Here is a 24,539-nt window from a genome sequence, read left to right on the forward strand (position 1 = left end):
TGCTGCGATGACCAGCTCACAGGCTTACGCACTGACCACTGACCAGATCGCCGCCCTGGAGTCGGGTGACCTGCGCTCCTTGAGCAGCGCTGCACTGCGCGCCTGGAGCACCGATCAAATCGGCGCTCTGACCTCTGACAACATGGCCGCGCTCACGACCGCACAGGTCGTCGCGCTGACCACGGCTCAGATCTCCACCTTGGTGAGCGACGACCTCAACGCGTTCAGCACCACTCAGTTCGCTGCGATGACCACCGCTCAAGTTGCTGCCCTGTCCGCTGGCCAGATCGCCACCCTGGAGTCCAACGACTTGCGCGCCATGACCACGGCCCAATACGCCGCGTTCACGACCGCGCAGGCCCAAGCGCTGACCACCGACCAGATGCCGCTGCTGGAGACCGACGACCTGCGCGCCCTCAGCTCGACGACCCTGCGTGCCTTCTCGACCGAGCAGATCGCCGCCTTGAGCTCTGCCCAGATCGGCGCCCTGACCACCGGCCAAGTCGCTGCTCTCACCACCGGCCAGATCGCCGGCATGACGACCGAAGACCTGGTCGCCCTGAACACCGCTCAGTTCGCCGCGATGACCAGCGCACAGGCTTACGCGCTGACCACCGACCAGATCACCGCCCTGGAGTCGGCTGATCTGCGCTCCTTGAGCAGCGCTGCCCTGCGTGCCTGGAGCACCAGCCAACTCGGTGCGCTGACCTCTGACAACATGGCTGCGCTCACGACCTCGCAAGTGGCCGCGCTCACCACGGCGCAGATCTCTTCGCTGGTGACGGACGACCTTAACGCCCTGGGCACAGCGCAGTTCGCTGCCCTGACCACGGCGCAGGTGGCCTCGCTCACCTCGGACCAGATCAGCGCGCTGGAAAGCAATGACCTGCGCGCCATGACGGCCAGCCAGTACGCTGCCTTCGGCACCGCACAGGTCCACGCCCTCACGACCGACCAGATGTCGCAGCTGGAAACCGCCGACCTGCGCGCCCTCACCTCAACGGCAGTGCGCGACTTCAGCACCGCCCAGCTGGAAGCGCTCGGGTCAGACCAGATGGCTGCGTTTACTACCGCACAGGTGGCATCGTTCACCACCGGCCAGATCGCCGGCCTCACCACCGCAGACCTGAATGCCATGGGCAGCGCGCAGTTCGCCTCGCTGACCACGGCCCAGGCCTACGCGCTGACCACCGACCAGATCGGCTCGCTGGAAAGCAGCGACCTGCGCGCCCTGACCACCGGCTCACTGCGTGCCTGGAGCACCGATCAGCTCAATGCGCTCACGTCCGACAACATGGCGGCCCTGACGACCCAGCAAGTGGCGTCGCTCAGCACCGCGCAAGTGGCGGCGCTCAGCACGGAAGACCTGAACGCGTTCTCCACGGCTCAGTTTGCCGCGATGACCACCGCTGAAATCAACGCGCTGACCACCAACCAGATCAGCCGCATGGAAACGGACGACCTGGTGGCACTCACCACCAGCCAGTTCGCTGCCTTCTCTGCGGCCCAGGTGGTCGGCATCACCACCGACCAGATCTCAGTGATCGAAACCGCCGACCTGCGTGCCTTCTCGTCGACCACGCTGCGCGCCCTGACCGATGCGCAACTGGCCGAGCTGACCACGGGGCAGCTCACCTCGCTGGGTGGCCAAGTGGTCAACCTCACCACCTCGCAACTCGCCGGCCTGGCATCTGACGATCTGAACGCCTTCTCAGCCTCGCAGTTCTCGGTGATGACCAGCAACCAGATCTCGCACCTCACGGCTGCGCAAATCTCCACGCTGGAAACCACCGACCTGCGCGCCATCAGCGTCTCGTCGCTGGCTGCGATGACGACCGACCAGATCGTGGCGATCACCACCGACCAATTCCAGACGCTGACGGCAGCGCAGATCACCGGGCTGACGACCCTTCAGGCGCACGCCCTGACGACCGACCAGATCGTGGCCTTCACCACCGACCAGATCCACTCACTGGAAACACGCGACATCGCCGCGATGACCATGGCCCAGGTCTCGTCCTTCGAGAACCAGGACGTGGCCCAGATGACGGGCAGCCAGCTCGACGCGTACTTCGCCGCCTCTCCGATCGTGCTCGACCTGGACGGCAACGGGGTTCGCACCCTGGCCGCCAGCAACGGCGTGATGTTCGACCTGAACGGCACGGGCAACGCCCAGAAGGTCGGCTGGGTCGGCGCAGGCGACGGCTTGCTGGTGATGGACCGCAACCATGACGGCAAGATCAACGACGGCACCGAGCTCTTCGGCGTGGCCACCAAGAAGGCCGACGGCACCCGTGCCGGCGATGGCTTCGCGGCCATGGCCCTGGAAGACACCAACCACGACGGCAAGCTGAGCGCCGCTGACGCGCACTTCGGCGACCTGAAGGTGTGGGTCGATGCCAACCACGACGGCAAGACCGACGCCGGCGAGTTGCACGGCCTGGCCGACTTCGGCATCGTGTCACTCAACCTGAGCCACGTGACCGGTAGCGAAGTCGACAACGGCAATCTGCTGGGCCTCGTGTCCAGCTACACCAAGGCCGACGGATCGCAAAACGCCATGGCCGACGTGTGGTTCGCGAAGGACGCCACGGCTGCACCGCAACTCCACGAGCTGCTGGCTGCACCGGCTGCCGAAGTGTTGCCGGCACCGATCGCTGCGGCACCTGCCGCTGCGGTGGTCACGCCGAGCGCGATGGTGGCGATCAACCACAGCACCTTGCTGCCGGTCGATGAGAACAAGACCACGCCGCTGATCTGATGTTCCAGTGCCCACGGCGCCCTGCACCCGCAGAGCGCCGTGGGCACGGACCTTCACCAGCCCGCCCTTGAAGCCGACGCTCGATGAAGTTCTCTCTCTTCCAATGGTTGACGGGTGCGCCGCTGCTTTTGACCTTGCGGGCGCGGCTGTCGACCGTGTTCACCGTGGCCGGGCACGATCAGGCAGGCGCCAGCGGCCCGCTCACCGACGAGCAGGTGATGGCGCTCACGCCAGCGCAGATTGCCGCCATGAGCACGGCCGAGCTCAACGCGCTCACCGCCGCGCAGTTCGCCATGCTTACCGTGGCACAGGTGCAGGCTTTCACCCCCACGCAGATCCCCGCGCTGGAAACGGCCGACCTGCGCTCCATCAACAGCGCCGCCATACGAGGCCTTAGCCCCACCCAGGTCGACGCGCTGACCTCGGCTCAGTTCGGCCTGTTGACGCCCACACAGATCACGGCGCTCTCGACCGCTCAGCTGCCCGTGCTGACCGCCGCCGACATCGGTGCGCTAGACACCAACCAGGTGGCGGTGCTGAGCGCGCTGCAGATCAGCACGCTCAGCCCGACGCAGATCGCAGCGCTCAGCACCGATGACATCCAGGCCATAGGCACGGCCACCTTGCGCTCGCTGCCGGTGTCTCAGCTCGACGCCTTCAGCTCCAGCCAGCTTTCGGCGCTGACGGTGCGGCAGGTGGGTGCGCTCACCACCAACCAGCTCAGCGCCCTCACGACCGACGGGCTCAACGCCCTCACGACCCAGCAGTTTGCCGCGCTCACGTCGGCGCAGGCCATGTCGTTCACAGTCGAGCAGGTGGGCAACCTGGAAACGCAAGACCTGCAGGCACTCAGCAGCAGCGTGATCCGCGCGTGGAGCGTCAGCCAGCTGAGCATGCTCGATGCCGTCGCCTGGCAGGCGCTTTCCACCGCACAGCTCGTCGCAATGCTGCCCGGGCAGATTGCCGCCATCCCGTCAGACGCGCTCAACACCATGAGCAGCGCCCAGATTGCAGCGCTCACCACCGCCCAGGTGATGTTCCTCACCGGCGCCCAGGTGGCGGCGCTGCAGATGGATGACCTGCATGCGTTGACCACACGCCAGTTCGCGGCCATCACGGCCTCGCAGGTCAGCTCGCTCTCGCCCGCCCAAATGGCCGCCATAGAGTCGGCCGACTTGCGCGCCCTGAGCACGGCCGCCGTGCGGGCGCTGTCGGCGCCCCAGATTGCGGCGCTCGACAGCGCGCAGATCGCAGCCCTCACCACAGGCCAGATTCGCGTGCTCTCTCCAGCGGGCTTGTCGGCGCTGTCGACTCAGGTGCTCAACACCCTGAACAGCGCGCAGTTTGCTGCGCTCACCAGCAGCCAGCTGAGCGCGCTCACCACCGACCAGATCAACCGCCTGGAAAGCGCCGACCTCACGGCCCTGAGCAGCGCGGCCCTGCGCTCACTCTCAGTGGCGCAGATCGGCGCGCTGGGCAGCGAGCAGATCGCCATCCTGAGCTCGCAGCAAGTGGCCGCGCTGACCAGCCTTCAAGTGCAGGCCTTCAGCGACAGCCAGATCGCAGCACTCACCACGGCGCAGCTGCCTGCGCTCACGACGGCCGATATACGCGCCCTGTCGCAAGCCCAGCTCGATGCCATCGGCACGGCCCAGCTGCCGGCGCTCACGTCGACCCAGGTGGCAGCGTTGTTGCCTGCGCAGATCAGCGCCCTCAGCACTCAGAGTCTGAATGCGCTGAGCTCGGCCCAGTTTGCGGCGCTGAGCTCGGCACAAGGCGCCTCGCTCACCGCCCAGCAGATCGCCGCGCTCGAGACGGCCGACCTGCGCGCCCTCAGCTCGTCTGCACTGCGCGCCTGGGGCAGCGACCAGCTGGCGGCGCTCGATGCCACACAGCTGGTGGCCTTGTCTTCGGCGCAGGTGTCCATCTTGAGCACCGCGCAGATCGCGAGCTTCTCGACCGAGTCGCTCAACTCGTTTTCAACCGACGCCTTTGCAGCCTTCACCACCACGCAAGTGGCGGCCATGACGCCCCAGCAGATCGGCGCGCTGCAGACCGACGACTTCCGTGCGATGACCACGCGCCAGTTTGCCGCGCTCACCTCGGCCCAGGCCAGCGCCTTCAGCACCGCCGAGATCGGCGCGCTGGAGTCGGCCGATCTGCGTGCGCTGAGCACGGCCGCCATCCATGGCCTGACCTCGGACCAGGTGGGCGCGTTGCAGAGCGACCAGCTGTCCATCATGACCACCGCGCAGGTGAGAGCACTCGACGCCAGCGACCTCGCCGCACTGGGCACCGATTCGATCAACGCCCTCAGCAGCGCGCAGTTCGCCGCACTGACCAGCGCACAGGTCGTGGGCCTCACCAACAACCAGATGCTGAACCTGGAGAGCGCCGACCTGCGCGCCATCGGCACCGCAGCCTTCCGCTCGCTCACGACCGACCAGATCACCGGGCTCACGACCGACCAGTTCGCCAGCCTGCGCACCCAACAGATCGCCGCGCTCACCACCGAGCAGGCGCAAGCCCTCACCACCGACCAGGTGGTGGCGCTCACCACCGATCAGGTGGTGGCACTGGCGTCGGCCGACATCCTGGCGATGTCGCCGCAGCAGATTGCCGCGTTCGAGGCGGCCGACATCGGTGTCATGTCCAACGCCCAGCTCGACGCCTTCCTGCAAGCCACGCCCATCATGCTGGACCTGGACGGCAACGGCATCCGCACCCTGTCGGCCGGCAACGGCGTCAACTTCGACCTCACCGGCACCGGGCAGGTGAACAAAGTGGCCTGGGTGGGCGCCGGCGACGGCTTGCTGGTCATGGACCGCAACCACGACGGCAAGATCAACGATGGCACCGAGCTCTTCGGCGTGGCCACGCTGCGCCCCGACGGCACCCGCGCCGGCAACGGCTACGCTGCCATGGCGCTGGAAGACAGCAACCACGACGGCAAGTTGAGCGCTGCCGACGCCCACTTCAAAGACATGCGCGTCTGGGTGGACGCCAACCACGACGGCGTGGCCGATGCCGGCGAGCTGAAGTCGCTGGCCGAGCTGGGCATCGTGTCGCTCGACCTGCATGCCCGCACCGGCACGCAGATGGACCACGGCAACCTCATCGGCCTGGTGTCGAGCTACACCACGACCGACGGCGCGCAGCACGACATGGCCGACGTGTGGCTGTCCAAGGCGCCTGCTCCAGCGGCACCGGCCTTGCATGAGCTGCTGGCCGCGCCCGTCGCCGAGGTATTGGCCGTCACAGCGCTTGCACCTGTGGCGTCAGCTGCAACCCGCGATCATGTGGCGCTGCCGAGCCCACAGCGAGGCTTCGGCGAGACACGGCCTGCGCCTCTGATCTAGGCTGACAGCCTCGACCGAAAAGAACATGCCTGATAGCCGGGCCACCTCGCCAAACTCCGTTCGCCCTGAGCCTGTCGAAGGGTACGCCGTGCACAGCGACGGCTAGAACATGAAAGACGGCCCACGGCGCTGACCCGAAAAGAACATGCCTGATAGCCGGGCCACCTCGTCAAACTCCGTTCGCCCTGAGCCTGTCGAAAGGTGCGCCGTGCACAGCGACGGCTAGAACATGAGAGACGGCCCACGGCGCCGACCCGAAAAGAACATGCCTGATAGCCGGGCCACCTCGTCAAACTCCGTTCGCCCTGAGCCTGTCGAAGGGTGCGCCGTGCACAGCGACGGCTAGAACATGAGAGACGGCCCACGGCGCTGACCCGAAAGAACATGCCTGATAGCCGGGCCACCTCGCCAAACTCCGTTCACCCTGAGCCTGTCGAAGGGTGCGCCGTGCACAGCGCCGGCTAGAACATGAGAGATGGCCCACGGCGCTGACCATGGGCCTTCTCTTTCACTTCTTGCCGGTTTCTGCGTAGGCGAGGCGTGCAGCCGCGTGAGCTTTCAATCGTTCGGCCGCGCCGGGAATACCGCGTTTGACGGCGCGCTTCGCCCGGTGAACGTTGTCTCGCAGAACGTGCAGTCGCGCCCGATTTCGTTGTGCATTGGTGGCCATTTCATTCTCCAGTTGTGAAGTGGCAGGTTATCTCATGCGCTTGGGTTGGGGTTGACTGCCCTCGGCCCATGCGGCTGCACGGCGAGCTAGGCCCGAACGACCCCCCTATTCCGCCTTTCGCCACACCTCTAGCCCCCTAGCATGCCCAGGACTGCCCGTGCTTTCGGGCCAAGACCTGTGCCATGCCCACACCGTTTTTCAGCGTCATCACCGCCACCCACCTGCGCTCGGCTTTGCTCGCGCGCTCGCTTGAGTCGCTGAGCGCCCAGACATTTCAAGATTTCGAGACCATCGTGGTGGCTGATGCGCTCGATGCGGGCACTGCCACCGTTTGCGCCCAGCAGCTGCGCGCGCACGATGTGTTCATCAAGCGCAGTGGCGAAGGCGGCCCAGCCGGCAGCCGCAACGTCGGCATGAGCCTCGCGCGCGGCCAATGGTTGCTGTTTCTCGACGACGACGACACCTTCTTGCCCCAGCACCTGCAGACGGCGTACCACCGCATCACCCAGCCGGCCAACCAAGCTGAGCGCGAGGCGCAGGTGCTGTTTTCAGACTACGAAGTGGTCACCGAAAACCGCGAGCAAAACCCCATTGCCACGCTCGCCCGCGCGCCCATGCCGCTGAAGCACCAGGTGCCGATGAGCCTGCACCTGAAGAACTTCATCCCCAACAACGCCCTCTTCTTCCACCGCCAGCTGCTCGACGGCCTGCGGGTCGACCCCCACTTGCAGTCGCAGGAAGACTGGGACTTTCTGCTGGGCGTGTGCAACCGCCAGCTGCCCAGCTATTACCCCGGCGGCGGCGCCGTGGTGCACAAGGACTACGTGAACCCCGGCATACGCCGCGGCACCCAGACCAGCTCGAACGACACCACCGTGGTGGCCGACTTCCTGCACATCTACCGCCGCTGGCGCGCCCCGAACGCCGAAATTCAGGCGCAGCGCCAAGCGCTGATCAAACAGGTAGGCCTTGACCTGCCCGTGGCCTGGTACTAGGCCCAAGCACACAACCCACTCGACTGGACCCCACATGCTGCCCAGAGTGAACATGGTTCGCACCGACTCGGCCGACTACCTGCTGTTCTCGACCGACGACGCCGTCTCGCGCACGATCTACTCGACCGGCTCATGGGCCTCGCCGCTGCTGACCATCAGCCAGCTCTTCTACCAAGGCGCCGACGCTCCGCTGGTGATCGACATCGGTGCCAACCTCGGCGCCTACTCGGTGCCGGTGGCACGCGACATTGCCGCCGCAGGCGGCGTGGTGCATGCGTTCGAGCCGCAGCGCATCGTCTACTACCAGCTGTGCGGCAACGCATTTCTCAACCGACTGGACAACCTGCACGCCTTCAACATCGCGCTCGGCGACCACGACGGCAAGGTCGAAATCCCGTCCATCGACTACGGCAACTCCAAGAACATCGGCGGCTTCTCGCTCGACGCGCAAGCGCACGGCAAGCTCGATTCGGTCGCGGTCAACACGCACGAGAAGGCCAACGAAGTGCCGATCTGCCGGCTCGACAGCCTGCACTTCCCCAAGGCGCCGGCCTTGATCAAGATCGACGTGGAAGGGCTGGAGCTGCAAGTGCTGAAGGGGGCCGTCGGCTTTCTGGAAAAACACGACTTCCCCCCGCTGCTGCTCGAAGCCTGGAACCTCGACTGGTTCAAGGAGCGCCGACTGGCCCTGCTCGACTTCTTGCTGACGCTGGGCTACGGCTACTTTGCGGTGATGGACGAGATCATTGCCCAGCACCCCAAGCACGGCCGGCAAGTCAACTTCTCGGTCGACGCCGCAGGCGCGATTCAGATGGCGAGGGTGAGATAAAGCGCTGCCTCGGCGCGTTGATCTCCGCTTCAGCCACCACCCTCGGTTTCTAGACTCAATGCGATGACGCCCGCCCTGCCCACCCCCGCCGTCAACCTGTACCAGATCGCCTACTCACCCGAGACCCTGGCCAGCGTGGAGCCGGGTTACCTGGTGCTCGACAACCTGGCCAACAGCCGGCCCGACTGGTACGAGTACTGGCCCATACGCCATTTCTTGCTCAGCAACACGCTCGACGACAACACCTTCTATGGCTTCTTCTCGCCCAAGTTCGGCAGCAAGACCGGCTGGTCGCATGCCCGGGTGACCGAGTACGTGCAAGCCCACGAGGCCAGCACCGATGTGTACCTGTTCTCGCCGCAGCCCGACATGGGCGCCTTCTTCCTCAACGTGTTCGAGCAGGGCGAGACCTTCGACCCCGGCTTGATCGACGCCTTCAGCGCCTTGCTCGACTCCATCGGCCGCAGCACCGCGCTGCGCAGCCTGGTGATGGACACGCGCCAGATCGTGTTTTCCAACTACTTCGTGGCCCGCCCCGCCTTCTGGCGCGAGTGGCTGCTGCTCAACGAAGCGCTGTTCGCTGCCTGCGAAGGCCCCGAGTCAGCGCTGCAGCTCGCACTCACCAGGCCCACCAGCTACGCCGCCAACGGCCAGCGCAAAGTCTTCTTGCAAGAGCGTGCGGCCTCGTTCCTGTTGACCACGCAGCCGGCCTGGCGCACCAAGGCCGCCGACCCCTTCCCGATGTGCTGGTCGACCTCGCGCTTTCGCGACTACCCGATCGATGCATTCATCAGCGACGCCTTGAAAATCGCGTTTCGCGAGCAGGGCTACCCCGAGTTCATGCAGGCGTTTGCCCAGATACGTGGCCGCTTCGCAGCCGGCGCAGCGCCATGAGCGAGAGCATGTTCACCGCCATCCCGCAGGCCGAAGCCGAGGTTGAGCGGCTGATCGCCAGCGAGCACTACAACGAGGCCGCAGCCAGCATGGCGGTGGCCGTGCACAACCACTACAAGTCGCCTGGTATTGCCCATCACGCGCTCTACTACCCGGTGTTCGACCGACAGATCGAGCAGCTCTCGCTGCGCCTGGAAGCGCAGTGCCCGCCGGCGCCCGAGGCGGCGCTGTCGCGCAACAACCTGATCATCGCCACCGAGCTGTACCAGCTGGGCGGCCACTCGCGCGTGGTGGAAGACTTCGCACGCGAGCTCGAATCGCCGACCGTGGTGTTGACCGACATGTTCTCGTCGTACCGCAAAGAGCCTAACCACCTCAACTGGGTCTACGACACCTACCAAGACACGCCTGTCGTCACCCTGCCCCAGCTCACGCTGTGGGGGCGCTGCCGCGCGCTGCGCACGCTGACCCAACGCCTGCAGCCGCGCAACATCTTCTACTTCAACCACCACCAAGACCCGCTGGCCTTCATCGGCACGCTCGGCCACCGCGGGTCACGCAAGACGCTGGTTCACCATGCCGATCACAACCCCAGCCTCGGTGTCACCCTGCCCGGCCTCGCGCATGCTGATTTCACCGACGAGCTTGCCGCCGTGTGCGAGCGCGACCTGAAGCAGGCCACCCAGGTGTTGCCGCTGTACGTGCCCGATTTCGGCTGCAAGGTCTTCTCTGCGGCCGCACCCGATGCGCTTTCGGTCGTGACTTCGGGCACGCAGGTGAAGTTCGCCCGCAGCGGTGAGCTGGCCTTGCACAACATTGCGCACGCCGTGCTCAGCAGCACGCGCGGCCACTTCTTCCACATCGGGCCGCTCGAGGCCGAGTGGCTGGCCGAGATCAAAGCCCACCTCGAAACCCAGGGCACCGACCCGAACCGCTTCGTGGCGATGGGCACGGTCACCTCACTGTGGAAAGCCCTGGGCTCGCTAGACGCGCACATCTACCTCGGCTCTGCGCCGGTGGGTGGCGGGCGTGCTGCCATCGAGGCGCAGGGCTGCGGCTACCCGCTGGCCTTCTATCGCGTGAACGAACCCGGCTCGCTGGTGGCGGCCGATTCGATCTATGCCGACAAGGCGCTGGGCTGGTCTACGCCGGCCGAGCTGTCGTCACTGCTGAAGGCGATGGGGCCGGAGCACGCGCGCCTGAGCGCTAGAGCCCGCGACCTGTATGAGTGCCGCTACTCGCGAGCCGAGTTTCTGCGGGTGCTGAAGGTGCTCAGCGGGGATTGAATCGCGCGGGCCTGCGATACCTCAGGCTGAGCGGGTGGTGGCCTGCGAGGCCACGCTCGAAACACAACCACAGCGCTCAGCCTGAGGTATCGAAGGCCCGCTCAGGCTCTGCCCACGCTCACAACCCCACCACCGCCCGCTTCACCGCCGCAATCACTGCATCGGTTTGCGCATCGGTTTGCGTGGGGCCAATCGGCAGGCTGAGCACTTCAGCATGCATGGCTTCCGAGATAGGGAACGCCCCCGCTTGAAAGCCCAACGAGGCATACGCAGGCTGCAGGTGCGGCGCCACCGGGTAGTGAATCATCGTGCCCACACCCGCCTCGCCCAAGCGCTTGGCGAGCGCGTCGCGCTGCTTGTGGCGCACCACAAACAAATGCCACACCGGGTCGGCAAACGCCGGCACCTGCGGCAGCACCAGGTCGAACCCGGCAAACGCGGCCAGGTAACGCTGCGCGATGGTGGCGCGGTGCTGGTTGCCGCGGTCGAGCTGCGGCAGCTTGGCGCGCAGAAACGCCGCTTGCAGCTCGTCGAGCCGCGAGTTGTAGCCGATCACCTCGTTGTGGTACTTCACTTTGGAGCCGTAGTTGCGCAGCACACGGATGCGCTCGGCCAGCGCCGCGTCATTCGTGGTGATCGCACCGCCGTCGCCGATGGCGCCGAGGTTCTTGCCGGGGTAGAAGCTCCAGGCCACGGCGTCGCCGTGCGCGCCAAGGCGCTGGCCGTTGCAGCGCGCGCCATGGGCCTGGGCGCCGTCTTCCAGCACCTTGAGGCCATGCAAGCGGGCCATCGCGAGGATGGGCGCCATGTCGGCCGGCTGGCCGTACAGGTGCACGGGAATGATGGCTTTGGTGCGCGGCGTGATGGCGGCAGCCAGGCACGCCGGGTCGATGTTGTAGGTGCGCTCGTCGGGCTCTACCGGCACCGGCACGGCACCCACGTGGCTCACCGCCAGCCAGGTGGCGATGTAGGTGTTGCTGGGCACGATCACCTCGTCGCCCGGGCCTATGCCCATGGCGCGCAGCACAAGCACCAGCGCATCGAGCCCGTTGGCGACGCCCACGCAGTGCTGCGCCTGGCAGTGGTGGGCGTACTCCTGCTCAAAGCGGGTGACCTCTTGGCCGAGGATGTACCAGCCGGAGTCGAGCACACGGTTGAAAGCGGCCGTGAGCTCGTCGCGCTGGGCGAGCTGGATGGCCTTGAGGTCAAGGAACGGTACAAGAGAAGAAGCCATGTTCAGCCCTCTACGGAAATGGCGTGGGGAAGGTAGCGCGCATAGCGCGCCATGCTGGCTCGGATGGCCGCGTTCGACAAGCAGTACTGGATGTCCAAGCCGCTGCGAAACACCGGCAAGGCGCCGAAACGCTCGTGAAAGGCGCACACGCGGGTGTTGTCTCTCAGCACATGGAAGTGCGAGCGCTTGAAGCCCAGCACGTCGAGTGCGTAGGCGTAGACCATCAAGGCCGACTCGATGGCCGCATGGGCCGGCGCATCGGGCGCGAGTATCCAGCTGCCCCACGAAAAGCTGTCGCCACGGGCTTCTTTCAGGCGTACGGTGCCCAGGCGCTTGCCCCTGGCATCGGCGATCACGAAGTAGGCCTCGTCGCTGCGCTCAGCGTAGCTTTCAATCCAGGCCACCTGGTCGGCCAACAGCGCCGAAGTGGGCCGCAGGAAGCGTGCGCCGCGTGCACTGGTACGCAACTGGTGAATGAAGGCGGCATCGGCCACGCCCGCATTGCTGAACACGAGCGTCTTGCCCTTGATGCTGCGCGCTTTGCGAAGCGCAGAAGGGCTCATCGCGGGCCGACGAGCGCCGTGAATTCAGCGTAGTCACGGATGTAGTCCTTGGGGTCGTAATAGTCGGAGGCGAAGGCGAGCAGCATGGCGTCGGCCGAATACTTGTACTGAATGCCCCAGGTCATGGGCGGCAGGTAAAGGCCGCGGTCGGGCGACTCAAGCGCCACCTCCACACGATGCTCGCCGTCGTCGGCCACCACAGCGCAGGTGCCGCGCAGGCAGATCAGGAACTGGTGGCACCGGTGGTGCGCATGCTCGCCGCGCAGCTCTCGGCTGGGCACGCCGAACACCAGGAAGTAGCGCAGCGGTTTGAACGGAACCTGGCGGTCGAATTCGCCCACGCTCAAATTGCCGCGCAGGTCGGGAATGACCGGGAAATGATGCACCGTCACGCCCCTGACGGCAGTGGTTTCCACGCTGGCGCGGCTTTGCGTGGCGGCGACCTGAGAGGGAGACGGGCCCTGGACGGCATCCACATAGCCGATGGTGTTGGCCGGGTTGCCTTCGACGATGGCGCCCGGGGGCACCGAGCGCATGACCACCGAGCCGGGGCGCACGATGGCCTTGGCACCGACCACGATGCCGGCGGCCACGATGCTGGAGTTGGCGCCGATCCAGGCGCCGGCTTTCACGACCACCGGGCGCTGCATGGCACCGGGCGCGGTGGCAAAGGCCACGTGGGAGCCGACGTAGACATTGTTATCGAGCACGGTCCCGCGAGACAGGTGGGCGCCGCTTTCGATCACGCAGTGGTCACCGATCACGACATCGGCGTCGATGAAGGCATGCGGGCCTATCGTGGTGCCGGCGCCCAAACGGGCGCTGGGGTCGATCCAGCTGAAGCGGCTGTGTTGCGCTTGCGCGGCGGCGGCTGCGGCGGCGGCGTTCAGCTCGGTCTCGTTGATGATGCCCATGGGTGGTTCTTTCGCGTGGCTGTGCGTACCTGGGCAGTACACCGCGGGTGGGCGCTTTCTAAAGGGCCGAAAGCGGGGGGAAAGGCGGGCCTATTTGGGCTTGCTCAGGTGCGCCCTGGCAGACCACCCGCTCAGCCTGAGGTATCGAAGGCCCTCTCAAGCCGTGCCGGGCTTCGACACCTCAGCCTGAGCGGTGAGTGACCTGCCAAGGCTGGAATCAGCGCCTCATCTTCTTGAACCGCGCAGAGTAGATTTCCTGCTCGAGCAGCATCACCTTGGCCGGCACCTTGTAGGCCGTGAGCTTGGCCAAGCAGGCCTTGCGTATGCGCAGGCGCAGCGCGTCGAGCGGCTCGGGCTCGCTCAGGTGCACCTTGGCCACCACGATCTGGCCCAGCAAGGCGTGCTTTTCGCCCGTGACCACCACGTCGGCGATGTTGGGCAGCGCCAGGATTACGTCTTCCACCTCGGCGGGGTAGACCTTCTGGCCGCCCACGTTGATGAGGTCGGTCACGCGGCCGAGGATACGGAAGTACTCGCCGTCCACCTCCACCCGGTCTTGCGTGTTGAACCAGCCCTCGGCATCGAAACCCGAAGGCGCGTTGAGGTAGCCCACCATGCGGAACTCAGAGCGTATCCACAGAATGCCGTCACGCACCTGGGTCTCGAATCCCGAGCCGCCGATGCGCACCCACAGCGAGCCATCGGGCCGCGATTGCGAGCGCAGCACGCCCACTTCCGACAGGCCATAAGTCTGCTGCAGCTCGGCATTCGGAAAGCGCAGCCGGATGCGGTCTAGCGTGGCCTGCGGCATGGTCTCGGTGCCGTAGGTGATGCGCTTGAGCGAGCTCAAGTCGTACTTGGTCGACAGGTCGGTGGCGGCCAGCAGCGTGAGGAACGACGGCGTGGTCGGCAGCAGATCCACCTTGTAGTTTTGGATGGCCTCGCAGATGGTGGTGATGCTGCGGTTTTCGGCCGTGACCACCGTGCCCAGGCTGGCGGTGATGGCCAGGATGGTGTTGATGCCGCCAAAGTGGTCGAGCATCAGGAACGGGATGGCGACGACCGGGTTACGCGCGTTGCGAAACTTTTCCATCACCCGCTCGAAGTCGTGCAGCATGCCTTTGGGCTTGCCGGTGGAGCCGGATGAAAAAAGCACCAGGCCGGCACGCTGCGTGGCGCGAAACTCGGCCAGCATGGGGTTGGGCGCCGTCACGTGCTTGGCTTCGATGGCCCAGCTCAGGCCGTCGGGCGCGAAGCTGATGCAGTGGTCGCTGCCAGAGATGGTGAGCGCTTCCGACTCTTCGATCACCGAGCCGCGCGTCATGGGCACCACGATGCAGGCCAGCGAGGCCAACGCGAGGATCATGCAGAAGACATCAGGGGCGTAGTCGGCCAATACCACCACGGTGTCGCCTCGCTTCACGCCCTCGGCCTTGAGCTGCTGGGTGAAGCTGTTGATGCGGCCAGACACTTCGGCGTAAGAGGTTGGCTGGCCCTTGTGCACAAAGGCCGCCAAGCCCAGCGGGGCCGATGCCAGGCGATCAAGCAGCCACTGCATGCCGGGCTCACATGCGGCAGCGGTCTTGGGGGCTGTGGCTTCCATCAACATGGTCTCGGCTTTCGTGTTGTTCATTTGCGCGCAAGCAGGCTGCCCCAGGAGTAGCCAACGCCGAACCCGCAAAGGAACAGCCGGCTTCCCTTGGGCAGAGTCGCTTGCGAAAAATAGTCTTTGATCAGGATGGGGATGGACGATGACACGGTGTTGCCCACCGTCGCCAGGTTGGAGTACAGCTGGTCGGCACTCACCTTGAGCTTCTTGCCCAGGCTGTCGAGCGCCAGGCCGCTGGCCTGATGCAGGAAAAACTGATCTATCTGCGTGGGTGCCAGCTCATGCTTGTGCAGCAGCTCGAGCATCTGCTTGATGACCCGGTCGTTCACCAGGTTCAGCACGTGCAGGCCGTTCATCTCGATCGTGTCGCTGTAGCCAGGCTCGTCTTGGCGAGAGGCCGGCTGGCGGTGGCCACCCGACTTGATGATGAACTTGTCCCAGCCCTTGCCGTCAGATGCGCACTGGAAGTCTTCGAACGACCCGATCAGCGGCTCGCCTTCGAAGCCCGTGGCATCGGCGACCCACGACACCGAGGCCCCGTCACCGAACAGCATGCGCGTGGAGCGGTCATCGCTGCGGATGTACTTGGAATAGGTGTCGGCCGTGACCAGCAGCACGTTCTTCGCCATGCCGATCTTGAGAAAGCCCGAGGCCATCATCAACCCAAACACATAGCCCGAGCAGGCCAGGTTGTAGTCGAACGCGATGACGTTTTGGGCAAGACCCAGGTCGCGGTGCAGCAGGAATGCATTGCCTGGCATCACATGGTCGGGTGACTGGGTGCAGAAGATGATGGCGTCGACCTTGTCGGCCAAGACCGGGTGCTTGGCCAGCAGCTTGCGCGCGGCGATGAGTGCGAGGTCATATGCAGTCTCGTCCGCACGGGCGATGTGGCGCTTGAAAACAGCAGTCTTCTTCTCGGCCTGATCGACACGCCAGTCGGGGTGATCGGCCTGGAGCTGGCCGTTGGTCACTACCTGCTCGGGCAGGTGATACGCAATGTCGAGCACGGCTCCCGGGAATTGGCTCATAGCAGCCCCTTCGTGCTTCGCACTGCGGTGTTCGCCTTGGGGCGGCCCGGCGGTCTCATGCCGTCACCTCGGCCATGAAGGCACGCAAAGGTTCGTTGTGGCGCTTGATCTCATCGATGACCGCGCTGCCACCGTGACCCGGCATCACCCGCACGCCATCGTCTATCCAGCTGAACAGATGTGTGAGCGACGCGCGCAACACCGCATGGTCTTCACCCGGCATCTTCGACAGTGCGGTCTTGCGGGCATACAGCGTGTCGCCCGAAAACAGCAGGTCGTCGACGGTGATGCCGGCGCTGCCAGGCGTGTGGCCCGGCAAGTGGTGATAAGTAAACGAGCGGCCACCGCATTGAATCGCTGCATCGCCCTCTTTCACCAGCGTGAACTCGGGCAGCGCGATGCGCTGTTTGATCTTGAACACCGCCATCAAAAAGTTCGACTGCTTGGCAAGCTTCAGGTCGGCGTCGCGCAGGTAGACCGGCAGCTTGAAGGCCTGCTGCATCCATGCCGTGCCGCCCACATGGTCGAAGTGCCCGTGGGTGCAGAGCACCGCTTCAGGCTGCCAGCCGGTGGTGGCCAGCTCGCGCTCAATGGCCTCGCGGTCGAGGCCGGGGTCGACCACGACACAGGTGTTGCCCTGCCCGCTCTTGAGCAGGTAGGTATTGGAATGGAAGTCGCGGTTGACGACGGTGCGGATCTCGTCGCGCGGCCAGTGACCCGGAATCGGCATGGCTAGTTCACCCCGCCCAGGAACACCGTCTGCGCGGTGATGCAGCTGCTGCGATCGGAGGCAAAGAAGTCGATCACGTTGAGCACATCGTCAGCCGTGGCGTAACGCGGAATGGGCAGCGAGGCAATCAGCGCATCGACTTTCTCGCGCGGCAGCGCATCGAGCATGTCAGTCTCGATGGCGGTGATGCCCAGCGTGTTGCAGGTCACGTTCATGGCCGCAAATTCCTTGGCCATCACGTTGGCCAGGGTGGTCACTGCGGCCTTGGTGGCGGCGTACATCGAGTCGCCCACGGGCTCTAGCGCGGCGGCCATCGAGCTGATGTTGATGATGCGGCCCCACTTGGTCTTGCGCATGAGCTTGGCAGCCTCGCGCGAGACGATGAAGCTGCCGAACACGTTGGTGTCGAGCATGCTCTTGGCCGCCGAGGCGGGCATGACCATCGAATACTGCGAGGTGAGCACGGCGGCGTTGTTGACCAGGATGTCGACCCGCCCGAGCTGTTTGCGCACTTGCGCAAAGCCCGCAGCCACCGAGTCGGCATCACTCACGTCCACCGCTAGAGGCAGGTAGCCTGCGCGCGGCTCGGCTGCGTCGTCGTGGCGGCTGAAGCCCACCACCTGCGCGCCATGCTTCAAGAAGTGCTCGGCCACGATCTGGCCCACGCCACGGCGAGCGCCTGTGACCAGGACGATCTTGCCGGCGTACACAAGGCTCACGTGTGTCTTACTCCGCCAGCAGTTCCAGCAAGTAGGCCTTGAGCGTCTTGGCGTCGGTGAAGGGCACCGGGTCGCGGCTCATGGCACGGTCGTCGGTCAGGCTCACGGCTTTGCCGAATTCATCGGACACCAGCGTTTCCAGGTCGACGATCACCGAAACCAGCGACAGGGAATCGAGCGCCGAGCCCTCGCCGAAGAAGCAGGTATCCGGGCTGAGCGCGATCTGCTCGTCGGCACCACGCTCTTCGTTGAGCGAGCGCACCGCCTTGTAAATGCACTCGAGCACGGCGGCTTCCTTGTCTTGTGTGCTGTGTTCCATGTTCGTTCACTCCTGTGTAATCACGCCGGGGCCCGGCTGCGGCCGGCCGCAATCAGCATCTTCATGCGCGGCAAGGCGTCTTTCCGGTACTCATCGGCCAACATGCCCAGCATCACCGAATCCTGGAAGTGGCCATTGAGGAATAAGTGCTGCCTCTGCCGCCCTTCTTCTTTCATGCCCAGAAATTTTTGCCACTTGAGCATCAGCGGGTTGTCGGACACGACCGCGCCGTACACGCGCAGCAGCTCGAGCCGGTCGAAGGCCAACTCGTAGAGCAGCTTCATAGCTTCGACCGCAGCCGGAATGCCGCGTACCGCGTCTTCGTCGCCTATGAGAAAGCGCGCCGGCTCGGCGTGGCGGTGCTCGGTGTCGATGTTGATCAGCGAGACCATGCCCACGGCCACGCCGCTCTTAAGCACGATCATGAAGTTGTATTCGCCTGCGGGGCGCGAGGCGATCCACGCCGCCTGCTGCGCCACGTTTTGGGCGCCGCGGTTGAGGTTGATCGCGCGCTCGCCCTGGCGCCAGGCCAGGGTCAGCTCTGCATCGGCGGCGATCAGCGGGCGCAAGGTGACGAACTCGCCACTCAGCGTCACGCTCATTGCAGTTTCTCTTGCACGCCCAGGCCGAGCGACCACAGCAGCGCGGTGGATTGCTGGGCGTCGTACAGCGCGTTCACATACGCCACGCGCAGGCCGTAGTGCTCGCCCTCGGAGGCCATCACGTCGAACAAGGAGCGGCGGCCCAGCTGCTGCCACTGCTGCAGCGTGAAGTTGCGCACGCGGTCGCTGTCGCGCAGCACGTCGACCGTGCGGCGGGCGCGGTCGAATGCCGACAACGCCTGCTCATGCACGTCGGCCATGCGAAATTTGCGGCCTTCGATCGCATCTTCCAGTTGCAGCTTGACGGCTGCGGCACGCTTCTCCGACGAGTCGACCGCGTAGCCCTGCGGCATGTTGAACAAGGGCACGTTCACGTTGACGCCAGCCGACCAGTTGGTGGAGGCACCTGCGCCGCGCACCTGGTTGCCGTTGGCCACCAGGCTCACCTGCGGCCAGCGCGCCGCGCTCACCGAGCGCGAATAGGCTTCAGCCACCTGTACCTGTGCCCTGATCTGGGCGATCTCGGGCGCGTTGTCGACTTGGGCCAGGAGATCGGGCAACGAGGGCGGTGTCAGCAACACAGACGACAGGCCATCGGTGGGAGGCAGGCCGTCACCGACGAAGCGGCGCAGCCGGGTTTCGATCTGGCGCACCATCGACAGCGTTTGCGCCTGCGACAGCTCGGCTTGCTGCAAGGTCTTTTGCGCCTGCACCAGCTCGCTGGCGCGGCCCTTGTCGGCGCGCACGATGGTTTCGAGCGACTCGACCAGGCAGCTCATCTTGCGTGCGTACTGTTGGTACACCTGCACCTGCAGGCGGTAACGGCCGCGCTCGATGGCCAGCGACACGGTCTGCAGGGCCACTTGCTCTTGCGCGGTGATCTGGCCCAAGCGGGCCACTTCGGCCTGGCTCTTGCGCCAGTTGATGATCTCGGTGGTGCGGCCGCCGTCAAACAGCGGCATCGACAGGGTCACGCCGACGCGGCCTTGCTTGCCGCTGCTTTGTTCCACGTCGGCCACTTTGGTCTCGCTGCCGCCGAGGAAGCCGTTGGCGGTGAGCTGGGGCAGGCGGCCCGACCTGGCTTCAGAGACGTCGATCGCCGCGGCTTCAGCCAGCAGCTTGGACGCGCCTATGGCTTGGCTGCGGCGCAGGGATTCCTGCACCATCTTTTGCAAGTTGGCTCGGGCCGAGCCGGCATCGAGCGGGGCGCCGTTGCTGTTGCTGCTGGGGCGCATTTCGACGTTGTCTTCGTCTATGCAACGGGCTTGTGCGGTCAACAAGGTGCCGGCGGCCCACAAGGCGGCGCACAGCGGCAACAAACGAGAGGGGGCGAATTTCATCGGGCGAGCTCCTGGCCGAGAGGCTGCGATGGCTTGCAGCAATTCCCGTCAGTAGACCGCTGGGGAGGTTGGCTTGATGGCCGGAAAGCGGGGGGGATTCGGTGCCAATTCGCGTGCGGCGGAGTTTGGGAAAGGTCTATTTGGACGCAAGGGTCGCGAAGGAAGACGCAAAGAACGCGAAGAAAGAAAAAGCCTGCCTTCTTCTTTGCGACCTTTGCGTCTTCCTTCGCGTTCTTTGCGTCCAAAAAGAACTGACCCCGCCCCTACCTCTCCCGAAACGCTTCCTTCGACTTCAACATCGGCCGCAGGATGAAGCTCAACACCGAGCGCTCACCGGTGCGCACCTCCACCTGCCCCGTCATGCCCGGCAAAATGGGCAAGGGCTTGCCCTTTTCCTTCAACGTAGAGCGATCAGAGCGCAGCGTCACGCGGTAGTAGGTGGCATCAGCCGAAGCCGCGCGCTCCGCGTCGCCCAGCGCATCGGGGCTGATGTATTCGATCTTGCCGTGCAGGCCGCCGTAGGTGGTGTAGTCGTAGGCCGCGAGCTTCACCTCGGCTTGCTGGCCCACGCGCACGAAGCCGATGTCGCGCGGCTTGATGCGCGCCTCGATCAGCACGCGCGAGCCGATGGGCACGATTTCCATGATCGGCGCGCCCGGCCCGACCACGCCGCCGATGGTGCCGATGCGTATGTTCTTCACCAGACCACGCACCGGTGAGGTGAGCACGGTGCGGCGCAGCACATCGGCGCGGCCCACCAGCTGCTCGTCGAGCAAGGACAGCTCGGTCTGCGCGCGCACGAGCTCGGTACTGGCGTCTTGCCTGAACTTGTTGATGCGCTCGCGGCTTTGCAGCTGCAGGTCGTTGACCTGGCGGCGCAGGCGCATCACTTCCACTTCCGACATCAAGCCCTTGGCAGCCATGGACTCCGACACGCCCAGCTCTTTCATCAGCAGCACCACGTTGCGTGCGCTGGTCTGCAGGGCCTCGTCTAGCCCAAGCTTGCGGGCGTTGAACGCATCGGTTTCGCCTTCCACGATAGAGGGCACATCGGCCACTTCCTTGGGGAACTGGAGCGCGCGGCCGTTGGCTTCGGCGGTGAGCCGGGTGATGGTGGCAAGAATGGCCAGCCGCTTGGCCTGCCCTTCGTTTTGCTGCGATTCGAAGCGCGTGGGGTCGAGCTGGGCCAGCTCCTGTCCCTCTTGCACCGTCTGGCCTTCACGCACATGCAGCTCGCGCAAGATGCCGCCTTCCAGGCTGGCGATGACCTGCTCGCGCCCGTCAGGGATCACACGGGCATCGGCGCGGGTGATTTCATCGACGCGAGCCACTGAGGCCCAGGCAATCGCCGCGATCAAGCAGGCGGCCATCAGGTACAGCGCCCAGGTGGTCTTGGGCATGGCCTCGACCACCATGGCCGCGCGCACGTCGGCCATATAGACCATTTCGCTGCTGGCGGGGTCCTTGGGTTTGCGCTTCCAGAAGGCCATGATTTACGTGCGCCTTCTTGTCGAGCGCAGCACAACACTCCGTTCGCACTGAGCCTGTCGAAGTGCCATCGACGAGATGCGCGCCGGCTTCGACGGGCTCAGCCCGAACGGAACTTTTATGCAAGGCGAGCTTGAGACTTCGTCAGTCATACCGAAGCCTGGCGGCCTACCGGTTGGGTGGAGGGGTGCAGGTGAACGTTGGGCGACGCATTGGCTTCAGGCGTGGCGCTCGCCGCCGGCTTGGCACCCGACAAGGCGGCCAGCACCTGCGCCTTGGGGCCGTCGAGGATGACCTTGCCACCGTCGACCACCACCACGCGCTGAGCCAACTCGAGCACGGCCGGGCGGTGGGTGACCATGATGACGGTGCGCGTGCCCAGCGCTTCGTTCAGCTGGCGCAGGAACATGATCTCCGACTGCGCATCCATCGAGCTGGTGGGCTCGTCCATCAGCAAAATCTGCGGCTGGGTGACAAGGCAGCGTGCGAGCGCCACGAGCTGGCGCTGGCCGCCCGAGAGCAGGCCGCCCATTTCGCCGACGGGCAGCTCCCAGCCTTGCGGGTGCGAGGCGATCACACGGTCGAGGCCCGTCACGCGGGCCACTTCGCTCAGGCGAGACGCGTCGACCGACGCTCGGCCCAGCAGCACGTTTTCGCGCAGCGTGCCCTTGAAGAGACGCGGCTCCTGCGAGACAAAGCCCACCTTGGAGCGGAAGTCGGCTGGGTCGATCTGCCGCAGGTCGATGCCGTCAACTTCGACCATGCCTTCGGTGGGCTGGTACAGCCCCGCCAACAAGCGCAACACGGTGGACTTGCCGCTGCCGATGCGCCCGAGAATGGCCACGCGCTCGCCCGCCTCGAACTTCAGGTTCAGGCTCTTCAGCACCTTGGGCGCGGCATTGTCCGGCGTGGTGGCCGGGTAGGCGAAGCTGAGGTCGTGCAGACCTATGCGGCCCTTGATCTGGTGGTTGGCCACGTACGTGGCGCCAGGCGTGCGCTCGGTGGGCAGCTTCATCATGCGGTCCAGCGAGACCATGGCCGCGCGCGCGCCCTGGTAGCGGGTGGCGAGGCCAACCACGCTGCTGAGCGGCGCCACGGCGCGCCCGGCAAACATGATGGCGCCTATGAGCGCCCCACCGGTCACGCTGCCGTCTTGTATGAGGTACACGCCCACGACCAGCATCACCAGCGTGACGAGCTGCTGGGCCATGGCCGAGACGTTGTTGGTCAGGCCACCGAGGTTGCGCGAGCGCAGCGCGGTTTCGGCTGCAGCGGCGGTGGCTTCTTCGTAGCGGCGCAGGAAGCGGCCTTGCGCGCCGGCGGCCTTCAGGTCTTCCAGGCCTTCCACGGCTTCGACCAGCAGGCCCTGCAGGTCGGCTTGGTGGATCATGTTGGCGCTCATCGAGCGGCGCAGCGCACCCTGGATCAGCATCGCCATGCCGAGGATGAGCGGAATGGCGCCCAGCAGCACCCAGCCCAGCGGGCCGCCGATGATGAAGGTCATGGCGACGAAGACCACGATGAAGGGCAGGTCGCTGATGGCCGACAGCGTGGCGCCGGCGAAGAACTCGCGCACCACTTCCACCTGCGCCAGGTGGTGGGCATACGAGCCGGCCGATTCCGGGCGGTGCTCCATGCGCACGCCCAGCGTCTGGCGAAACAGCAGCGAGCCGATGATGAGGTCGGCCTTCTTGCCGGCCACGTCGATCAGGTGTGTGCGCAGCTGGCGCGCGATCAGGTCGAAGATCAGCGCGATCAGGCCGCCAGTGGCCAGCGCCCACAAGGTGACGAAGGCCTGGTGTGGGATTACTTTGTCGAAGATGACCGAGGTGACCAGGCCGCTTGCGAGCATGAGCACATTGCTCAGCATGGCGGCCAGCAGCGCCGAGCGGTAGTAGGGCGTGAAGCGGCGCAGCGTGCCCCACAGCCAGTGGCTGTTGGGGTCGATGAGGATCTCGTGCTCCTGGCTCGGCTGGGCGACGGGTTTGGGCGAGGCCACGAAGGCAAAGCCGGTGTACTCGCCCGACAGCTCGGCCTCGGTGGCCTTGCAGCTGTGGCTCTCGGGGCCGGGCATCACCACGTCGTAGGTGTCGGCGCCCTTCTGGGCCGGGTGACGGGCGACCACGATGGCCGCGTCGCCGTTCTTCAGCAATAGCACGGCCGGCAAGAGCAGCGCGTGAATGTCGGAAATCTTGCGCTGGATGAGCCCGGCGTTGAAGCCCGCCTCGCGCATGACGCGCACGGCCTGGTCGGGGCCCAGCAGGCCGTCGAGCGGCGTGCCGGCCAGCAACGACTCGGCCGAGCGCTCACGGCCATGGTGCTTGCTCAACCAGATGACGGCTTGCAGCAGCGCATCACTGCCATGCAGCGGCGCGGCTGCGGCGTCGAGGAAGGGCTCTTGGCGTGCTGACATGCGGGCTTAGGCTCGGTGCTCCAACGCCATGCGTTCGAACTCACGCTCGATGTCTTTCACGAGGCCAGGCACGTCGAACAGCTTCGACTGCCGGCCATGCTCGGCCAGGTAGCGCTTGTACGAGACCACGCGCAGCGGGTTGTTGCCCAGCTGCACGGCGAGGCGCTCGTATTCTTGAAGAGAGAAGGTCACGAGATCAGGCAGGCCCACGTTGGTGAGCAGGCTGCCGGCCATGCGAGAGATGTACGTGCGGCCCGAATACGTGACGATGGGCAGGCCCATCCACAGCGCATCGCTGGCGGTGGTGCCGGCGTTGTAGGGAAAGGTGTCGAGCATCACGTCGGCCAGCTGGAAGCGCGCCAGGTACTCGGGCGGCGCCACGCGTGGCGCGAGGATCAAACGCTCATGGCCGATGCCATGCGCATCGGCGACACGGCGCATGTTGGCCAGCGCCCATTCGTTGTCGGCCAAGAGCCACAGCACGCTGTGAGGCACCTGCTTCAAGATGCGCATCCAGCTCTTGAACACGCTCTCGGTGAACTTGAAGGTGTTGTTGAACGAGCAGAAGACAAAGGCGTCTTCGGGCAGGCCGTAGGCGGCGCGGGTGGGCATGGTCGCCACTTCGCGCTGGCGGTCGCTCACCTGGTAGCAGTGCGGCACGTAGATCGGCTTTTCCGTCATGTACGGCTGCAGCTCGGCGGGCATGACGAAGCGGTCGGCCAGGATCCAGTCAACACCGGGCAAGGCACAGGTGCCGGGCAGGCCGAGGTAGCTCACCTGCAC

19 protein-coding genes and 1 pseudogene are annotated in these 24,539 nt (G+C 65.5%); 6 read left to right on the plus strand and 14 right to left on the minus strand.

The annotated features are described in order from the left end of the window. A pseudogene (locus AC30QB_RS00515) lies at positions 1-2,761 on the plus strand (heme utilization protein); the annotation flags it as partial. An 83-nt stretch (positions 2,762-2,844) separates the two neighbouring features. Next, the gene (locus AC30QB_RS00520; RefSeq protein WP_489544227.1) at positions 2,845-6,120 is read left to right on the plus strand and encodes a hypothetical protein; all 3,276 of its coding nucleotides are present in this window, start codon (positions 2,845-2,847) and stop codon (positions 6,118-6,120) included. A gap of 508 nt (positions 6,121-6,628) precedes the next feature. On the opposite strand, the gene AC30QB_RS00525 is transcribed toward AC30QB_RS00520, so the two are convergent. Further along, on the minus strand, positions 6,629-6,790 hold the full coding sequence (locus tag AC30QB_RS00525; RefSeq protein WP_489544228.1) for a hypothetical protein: 162 nt from the start codon (positions 6,788-6,790) through the stop codon (positions 6,629-6,631). A gap of 182 nt (positions 6,791-6,972) precedes the next feature. Between AC30QB_RS00525 and AC30QB_RS00530 the strand changes: the two genes are divergently transcribed. The 4 genes from AC30QB_RS00530 (at position 6,973) to AC30QB_RS00545 (ending at position 10,794) form a co-directional block, all read left to right on the plus strand. Then, positions 6,973-7,785 (plus strand): glycosyltransferase family 2 protein, encoded by an 813-nt coding sequence (locus tag AC30QB_RS00530; protein WP_489544229.1) that lies wholly within the window; start codon positions 6,973-6,975, stop codon positions 7,783-7,785. Between the two features lie 34 nt (positions 7,786-7,819). Next, a complete protein-coding gene (locus AC30QB_RS00535) occupies positions 7,820-8,614 on the plus strand; it encodes an FkbM family methyltransferase (protein WP_489544230.1) in 795 nt (264 codons plus the stop codon). 63 nt (positions 8,615-8,677) lie between these two features. Continuing rightward, complete coding sequence (locus tag AC30QB_RS00540) at positions 8,678-9,508, plus strand: hypothetical protein (RefSeq protein ID WP_489544231.1); 831 nt, start codon at positions 8,678-8,680, stop codon at positions 9,506-9,508. Next, entirely contained in the window at positions 9,505-10,794 is a 1,290-nt protein-coding gene (locus AC30QB_RS00545) for a hypothetical protein (RefSeq protein WP_489544232.1), read from the plus strand. The genes AC30QB_RS00540 and AC30QB_RS00545 overlap by 4 nt, the downstream gene beginning before the upstream one ends. Positions 10,795-10,912: 118 nt before the next feature. Here AC30QB_RS00545 and AC30QB_RS00550 read toward each other — a convergent pair whose 3' ends face one another. From AC30QB_RS00550 to AC30QB_RS00610, 13 genes are all read right to left on the minus strand, one after another. Continuing rightward, positions 10,913-12,028 carry a DegT/DnrJ/EryC1/StrS family aminotransferase gene (locus tag AC30QB_RS00550; RefSeq protein WP_489544233.1) on the minus strand — a complete coding sequence of 372 codons (1,116 nt, stop codon included), beginning with the start codon at positions 12,026-12,028 and terminating at the stop codon, positions 10,913-10,915. Positions 12,029-12,030: 2 nt separating this feature from the next. Beyond that, the gene (locus AC30QB_RS00555) at positions 12,031-12,591 is read right to left on the minus strand and encodes a GNAT family N-acetyltransferase (RefSeq protein ID WP_489544234.1); all 561 of its coding nucleotides are present in this window, start codon (positions 12,589-12,591) and stop codon (positions 12,031-12,033) included. Further along, a complete protein-coding gene (locus AC30QB_RS00560; RefSeq protein WP_489544235.1) occupies positions 12,588-13,505 on the minus strand; it encodes a WxcM-like domain-containing protein in 918 nt (305 codons plus the stop codon). The genes AC30QB_RS00555 and AC30QB_RS00560 overlap by 4 nt, the downstream gene beginning before the upstream one ends. 217 nt (positions 13,506-13,722) lie before the next feature. Then, positions 13,723-15,138, minus strand: coding sequence for an ANL family adenylate-forming protein (locus AC30QB_RS00565; protein ID WP_489544236.1), 1,416 nt, complete (start codon positions 15,136-15,138; stop codon positions 13,723-13,725). Continuing rightward, the gene (locus AC30QB_RS00570) at positions 15,135-16,145 is read right to left on the minus strand and encodes a ketoacyl-ACP synthase III (RefSeq protein ID WP_489544237.1); all 1,011 of its coding nucleotides are present in this window, start codon (positions 16,143-16,145) and stop codon (positions 15,135-15,137) included. Before AC30QB_RS00570 ends, AC30QB_RS00565 begins: the two co-directional genes overlap by 4 nt. Positions 16,146-16,200: 55 nt before the next feature. Beyond that, complete coding sequence (locus AC30QB_RS00575) at positions 16,201-16,875, minus strand: MBL fold metallo-hydrolase (protein WP_489544238.1); 675 nt, start codon at positions 16,873-16,875, stop codon at positions 16,201-16,203. A gap of 2 nt (positions 16,876-16,877) precedes the next feature. Continuing rightward, positions 16,878-17,594 (minus strand): SDR family NAD(P)-dependent oxidoreductase, encoded by a 717-nt coding sequence (locus tag AC30QB_RS00580; RefSeq protein ID WP_489544239.1) that lies wholly within the window; start codon positions 17,592-17,594, stop codon positions 16,878-16,880. Positions 17,595-17,601: 7 nt separating this feature from the next. Continuing rightward, the gene (locus AC30QB_RS00585; RefSeq protein WP_489544240.1) at positions 17,602-17,913 is read right to left on the minus strand and encodes a hypothetical protein; all 312 of its coding nucleotides are present in this window, start codon (positions 17,911-17,913) and stop codon (positions 17,602-17,604) included. A 20-nt stretch (positions 17,914-17,933) separates the two neighbouring features. After that, the gene (locus tag AC30QB_RS00590; RefSeq protein WP_489544241.1) at positions 17,934-18,515 is read right to left on the minus strand and encodes a GNAT family N-acetyltransferase; all 582 of its coding nucleotides are present in this window, start codon (positions 18,513-18,515) and stop codon (positions 17,934-17,936) included. Further along, positions 18,512-19,855 (minus strand): TolC family protein, encoded by a 1,344-nt coding sequence (locus AC30QB_RS00595; RefSeq protein ID WP_489544242.1) that lies wholly within the window; start codon positions 19,853-19,855, stop codon positions 18,512-18,514. The genes AC30QB_RS00590 and AC30QB_RS00595 overlap by 4 nt, the downstream gene beginning before the upstream one ends. A 263-nt stretch (positions 19,856-20,118) precedes the next feature. After that, the gene (locus tag AC30QB_RS00600) at positions 20,119-21,345 is read right to left on the minus strand and encodes an HlyD family type I secretion periplasmic adaptor subunit (RefSeq protein ID WP_489544243.1); all 1,227 of its coding nucleotides are present in this window, start codon (positions 21,343-21,345) and stop codon (positions 20,119-20,121) included. Positions 21,346-21,491: 146 nt separating this feature from the next. Further along, a complete protein-coding gene (locus AC30QB_RS00605) occupies positions 21,492-23,756 on the minus strand; it encodes a type I secretion system permease/ATPase (protein ID WP_489544244.1) in 2,265 nt (754 codons plus the stop codon). A 6-nt stretch (positions 23,757-23,762) separates the two neighbouring features. Continuing rightward, the coding region (locus AC30QB_RS00610) for an O-linked N-acetylglucosamine transferase, SPINDLY family protein (protein ID WP_489544245.1) at positions 23,763-24,539 on the minus strand (777 nt) is incomplete at its 5' end.

It is taken from the genome of Rhizobacter sp., assembly GCF_046595475.1.
In the GTDB taxonomy this organism is placed as follows: Bacteria; Pseudomonadota; Gammaproteobacteria; order Burkholderiales; family Burkholderiaceae_C; genus Rhizobacter.

Bases quoted from the DNA above. Each gene is read 5' to 3' on its own strand.
- AC30QB_RS00520 (WP_489544227.1), top strand. From the start codon at position 2,845: ATGAAGTTCTCTCTCTTCCAATGGTTGACGGGTGCGCCGCTGCTTTTG.
- AC30QB_RS00525 (WP_489544228.1), bottom strand. From the start codon at position 6,790: ATGGCCACCAATGCACAACGAAATCGGGCGCGACTGCACGTTCTGCGA.
- AC30QB_RS00530 (WP_489544229.1), top strand. From the start codon at position 6,973: ATGCCCACACCGTTTTTCAGCGTCATCACCGCCACCCACCTGCGCTCG.
- AC30QB_RS00535 (WP_489544230.1), top strand. From the start codon at position 7,820: ATGCTGCCCAGAGTGAACATGGTTCGCACCGACTCGGCCGACTACCTG.
- AC30QB_RS00540 (WP_489544231.1), top strand. From the start codon at position 8,678: ATGACGCCCGCCCTGCCCACCCCCGCCGTCAACCTGTACCAGATCGCC.
- AC30QB_RS00545 (WP_489544232.1), top strand. From the start codon at position 9,505: ATGAGCGAGAGCATGTTCACCGCCATCCCGCAGGCCGAAGCCGAGGTT.
- AC30QB_RS00550 (WP_489544233.1), bottom strand. From the start codon at position 12,028: ATGGCTTCTTCTCTTGTACCGTTCCTTGACCTCAAGGCCATCCAGCTC.
- AC30QB_RS00555 (WP_489544234.1), bottom strand. From the start codon at position 12,591: ATGAGCCCTTCTGCGCTTCGCAAAGCGCGCAGCATCAAGGGCAAGACG.
- AC30QB_RS00560 (WP_489544235.1), bottom strand. From the start codon at position 13,505: ATGGGCATCATCAACGAGACCGAGCTGAACGCCGCCGCCGCAGCCGCC.
- AC30QB_RS00565 (WP_489544236.1), bottom strand. From the start codon at position 15,138: ATGAACAACACGAAAGCCGAGACCATGTTGATGGAAGCCACAGCCCCC.
- AC30QB_RS00570 (WP_489544237.1), bottom strand. From the start codon at position 16,145: ATGAGCCAATTCCCGGGAGCCGTGCTCGACATTGCGTATCACCTGCCC.
- AC30QB_RS00575 (WP_489544238.1), bottom strand. From the start codon at position 16,875: ATGCCGATTCCGGGTCACTGGCCGCGCGACGAGATCCGCACCGTCGTC.
- AC30QB_RS00585 (WP_489544240.1), bottom strand. From the start codon at position 17,913: ATGGAACACAGCACACAAGACAAGGAAGCCGCCGTGCTCGAGTGCATT.
- AC30QB_RS00590 (WP_489544241.1), bottom strand. From the start codon at position 18,515: ATGAGCGTGACGCTGAGTGGCGAGTTCGTCACCTTGCGCCCGCTGATC.
- AC30QB_RS00595 (WP_489544242.1), bottom strand. From the start codon at position 19,855: ATGAAATTCGCCCCCTCTCGTTTGTTGCCGCTGTGCGCCGCCTTGTGG.
- AC30QB_RS00600 (WP_489544243.1), bottom strand. From the start codon at position 21,345: ATGGCCTTCTGGAAGCGCAAACCCAAGGACCCCGCCAGCAGCGAAATG.
- AC30QB_RS00605 (WP_489544244.1), bottom strand. From the start codon at position 23,756: ATGTCAGCACGCCAAGAGCCCTTCCTCGACGCCGCAGCCGCGCCGCTG.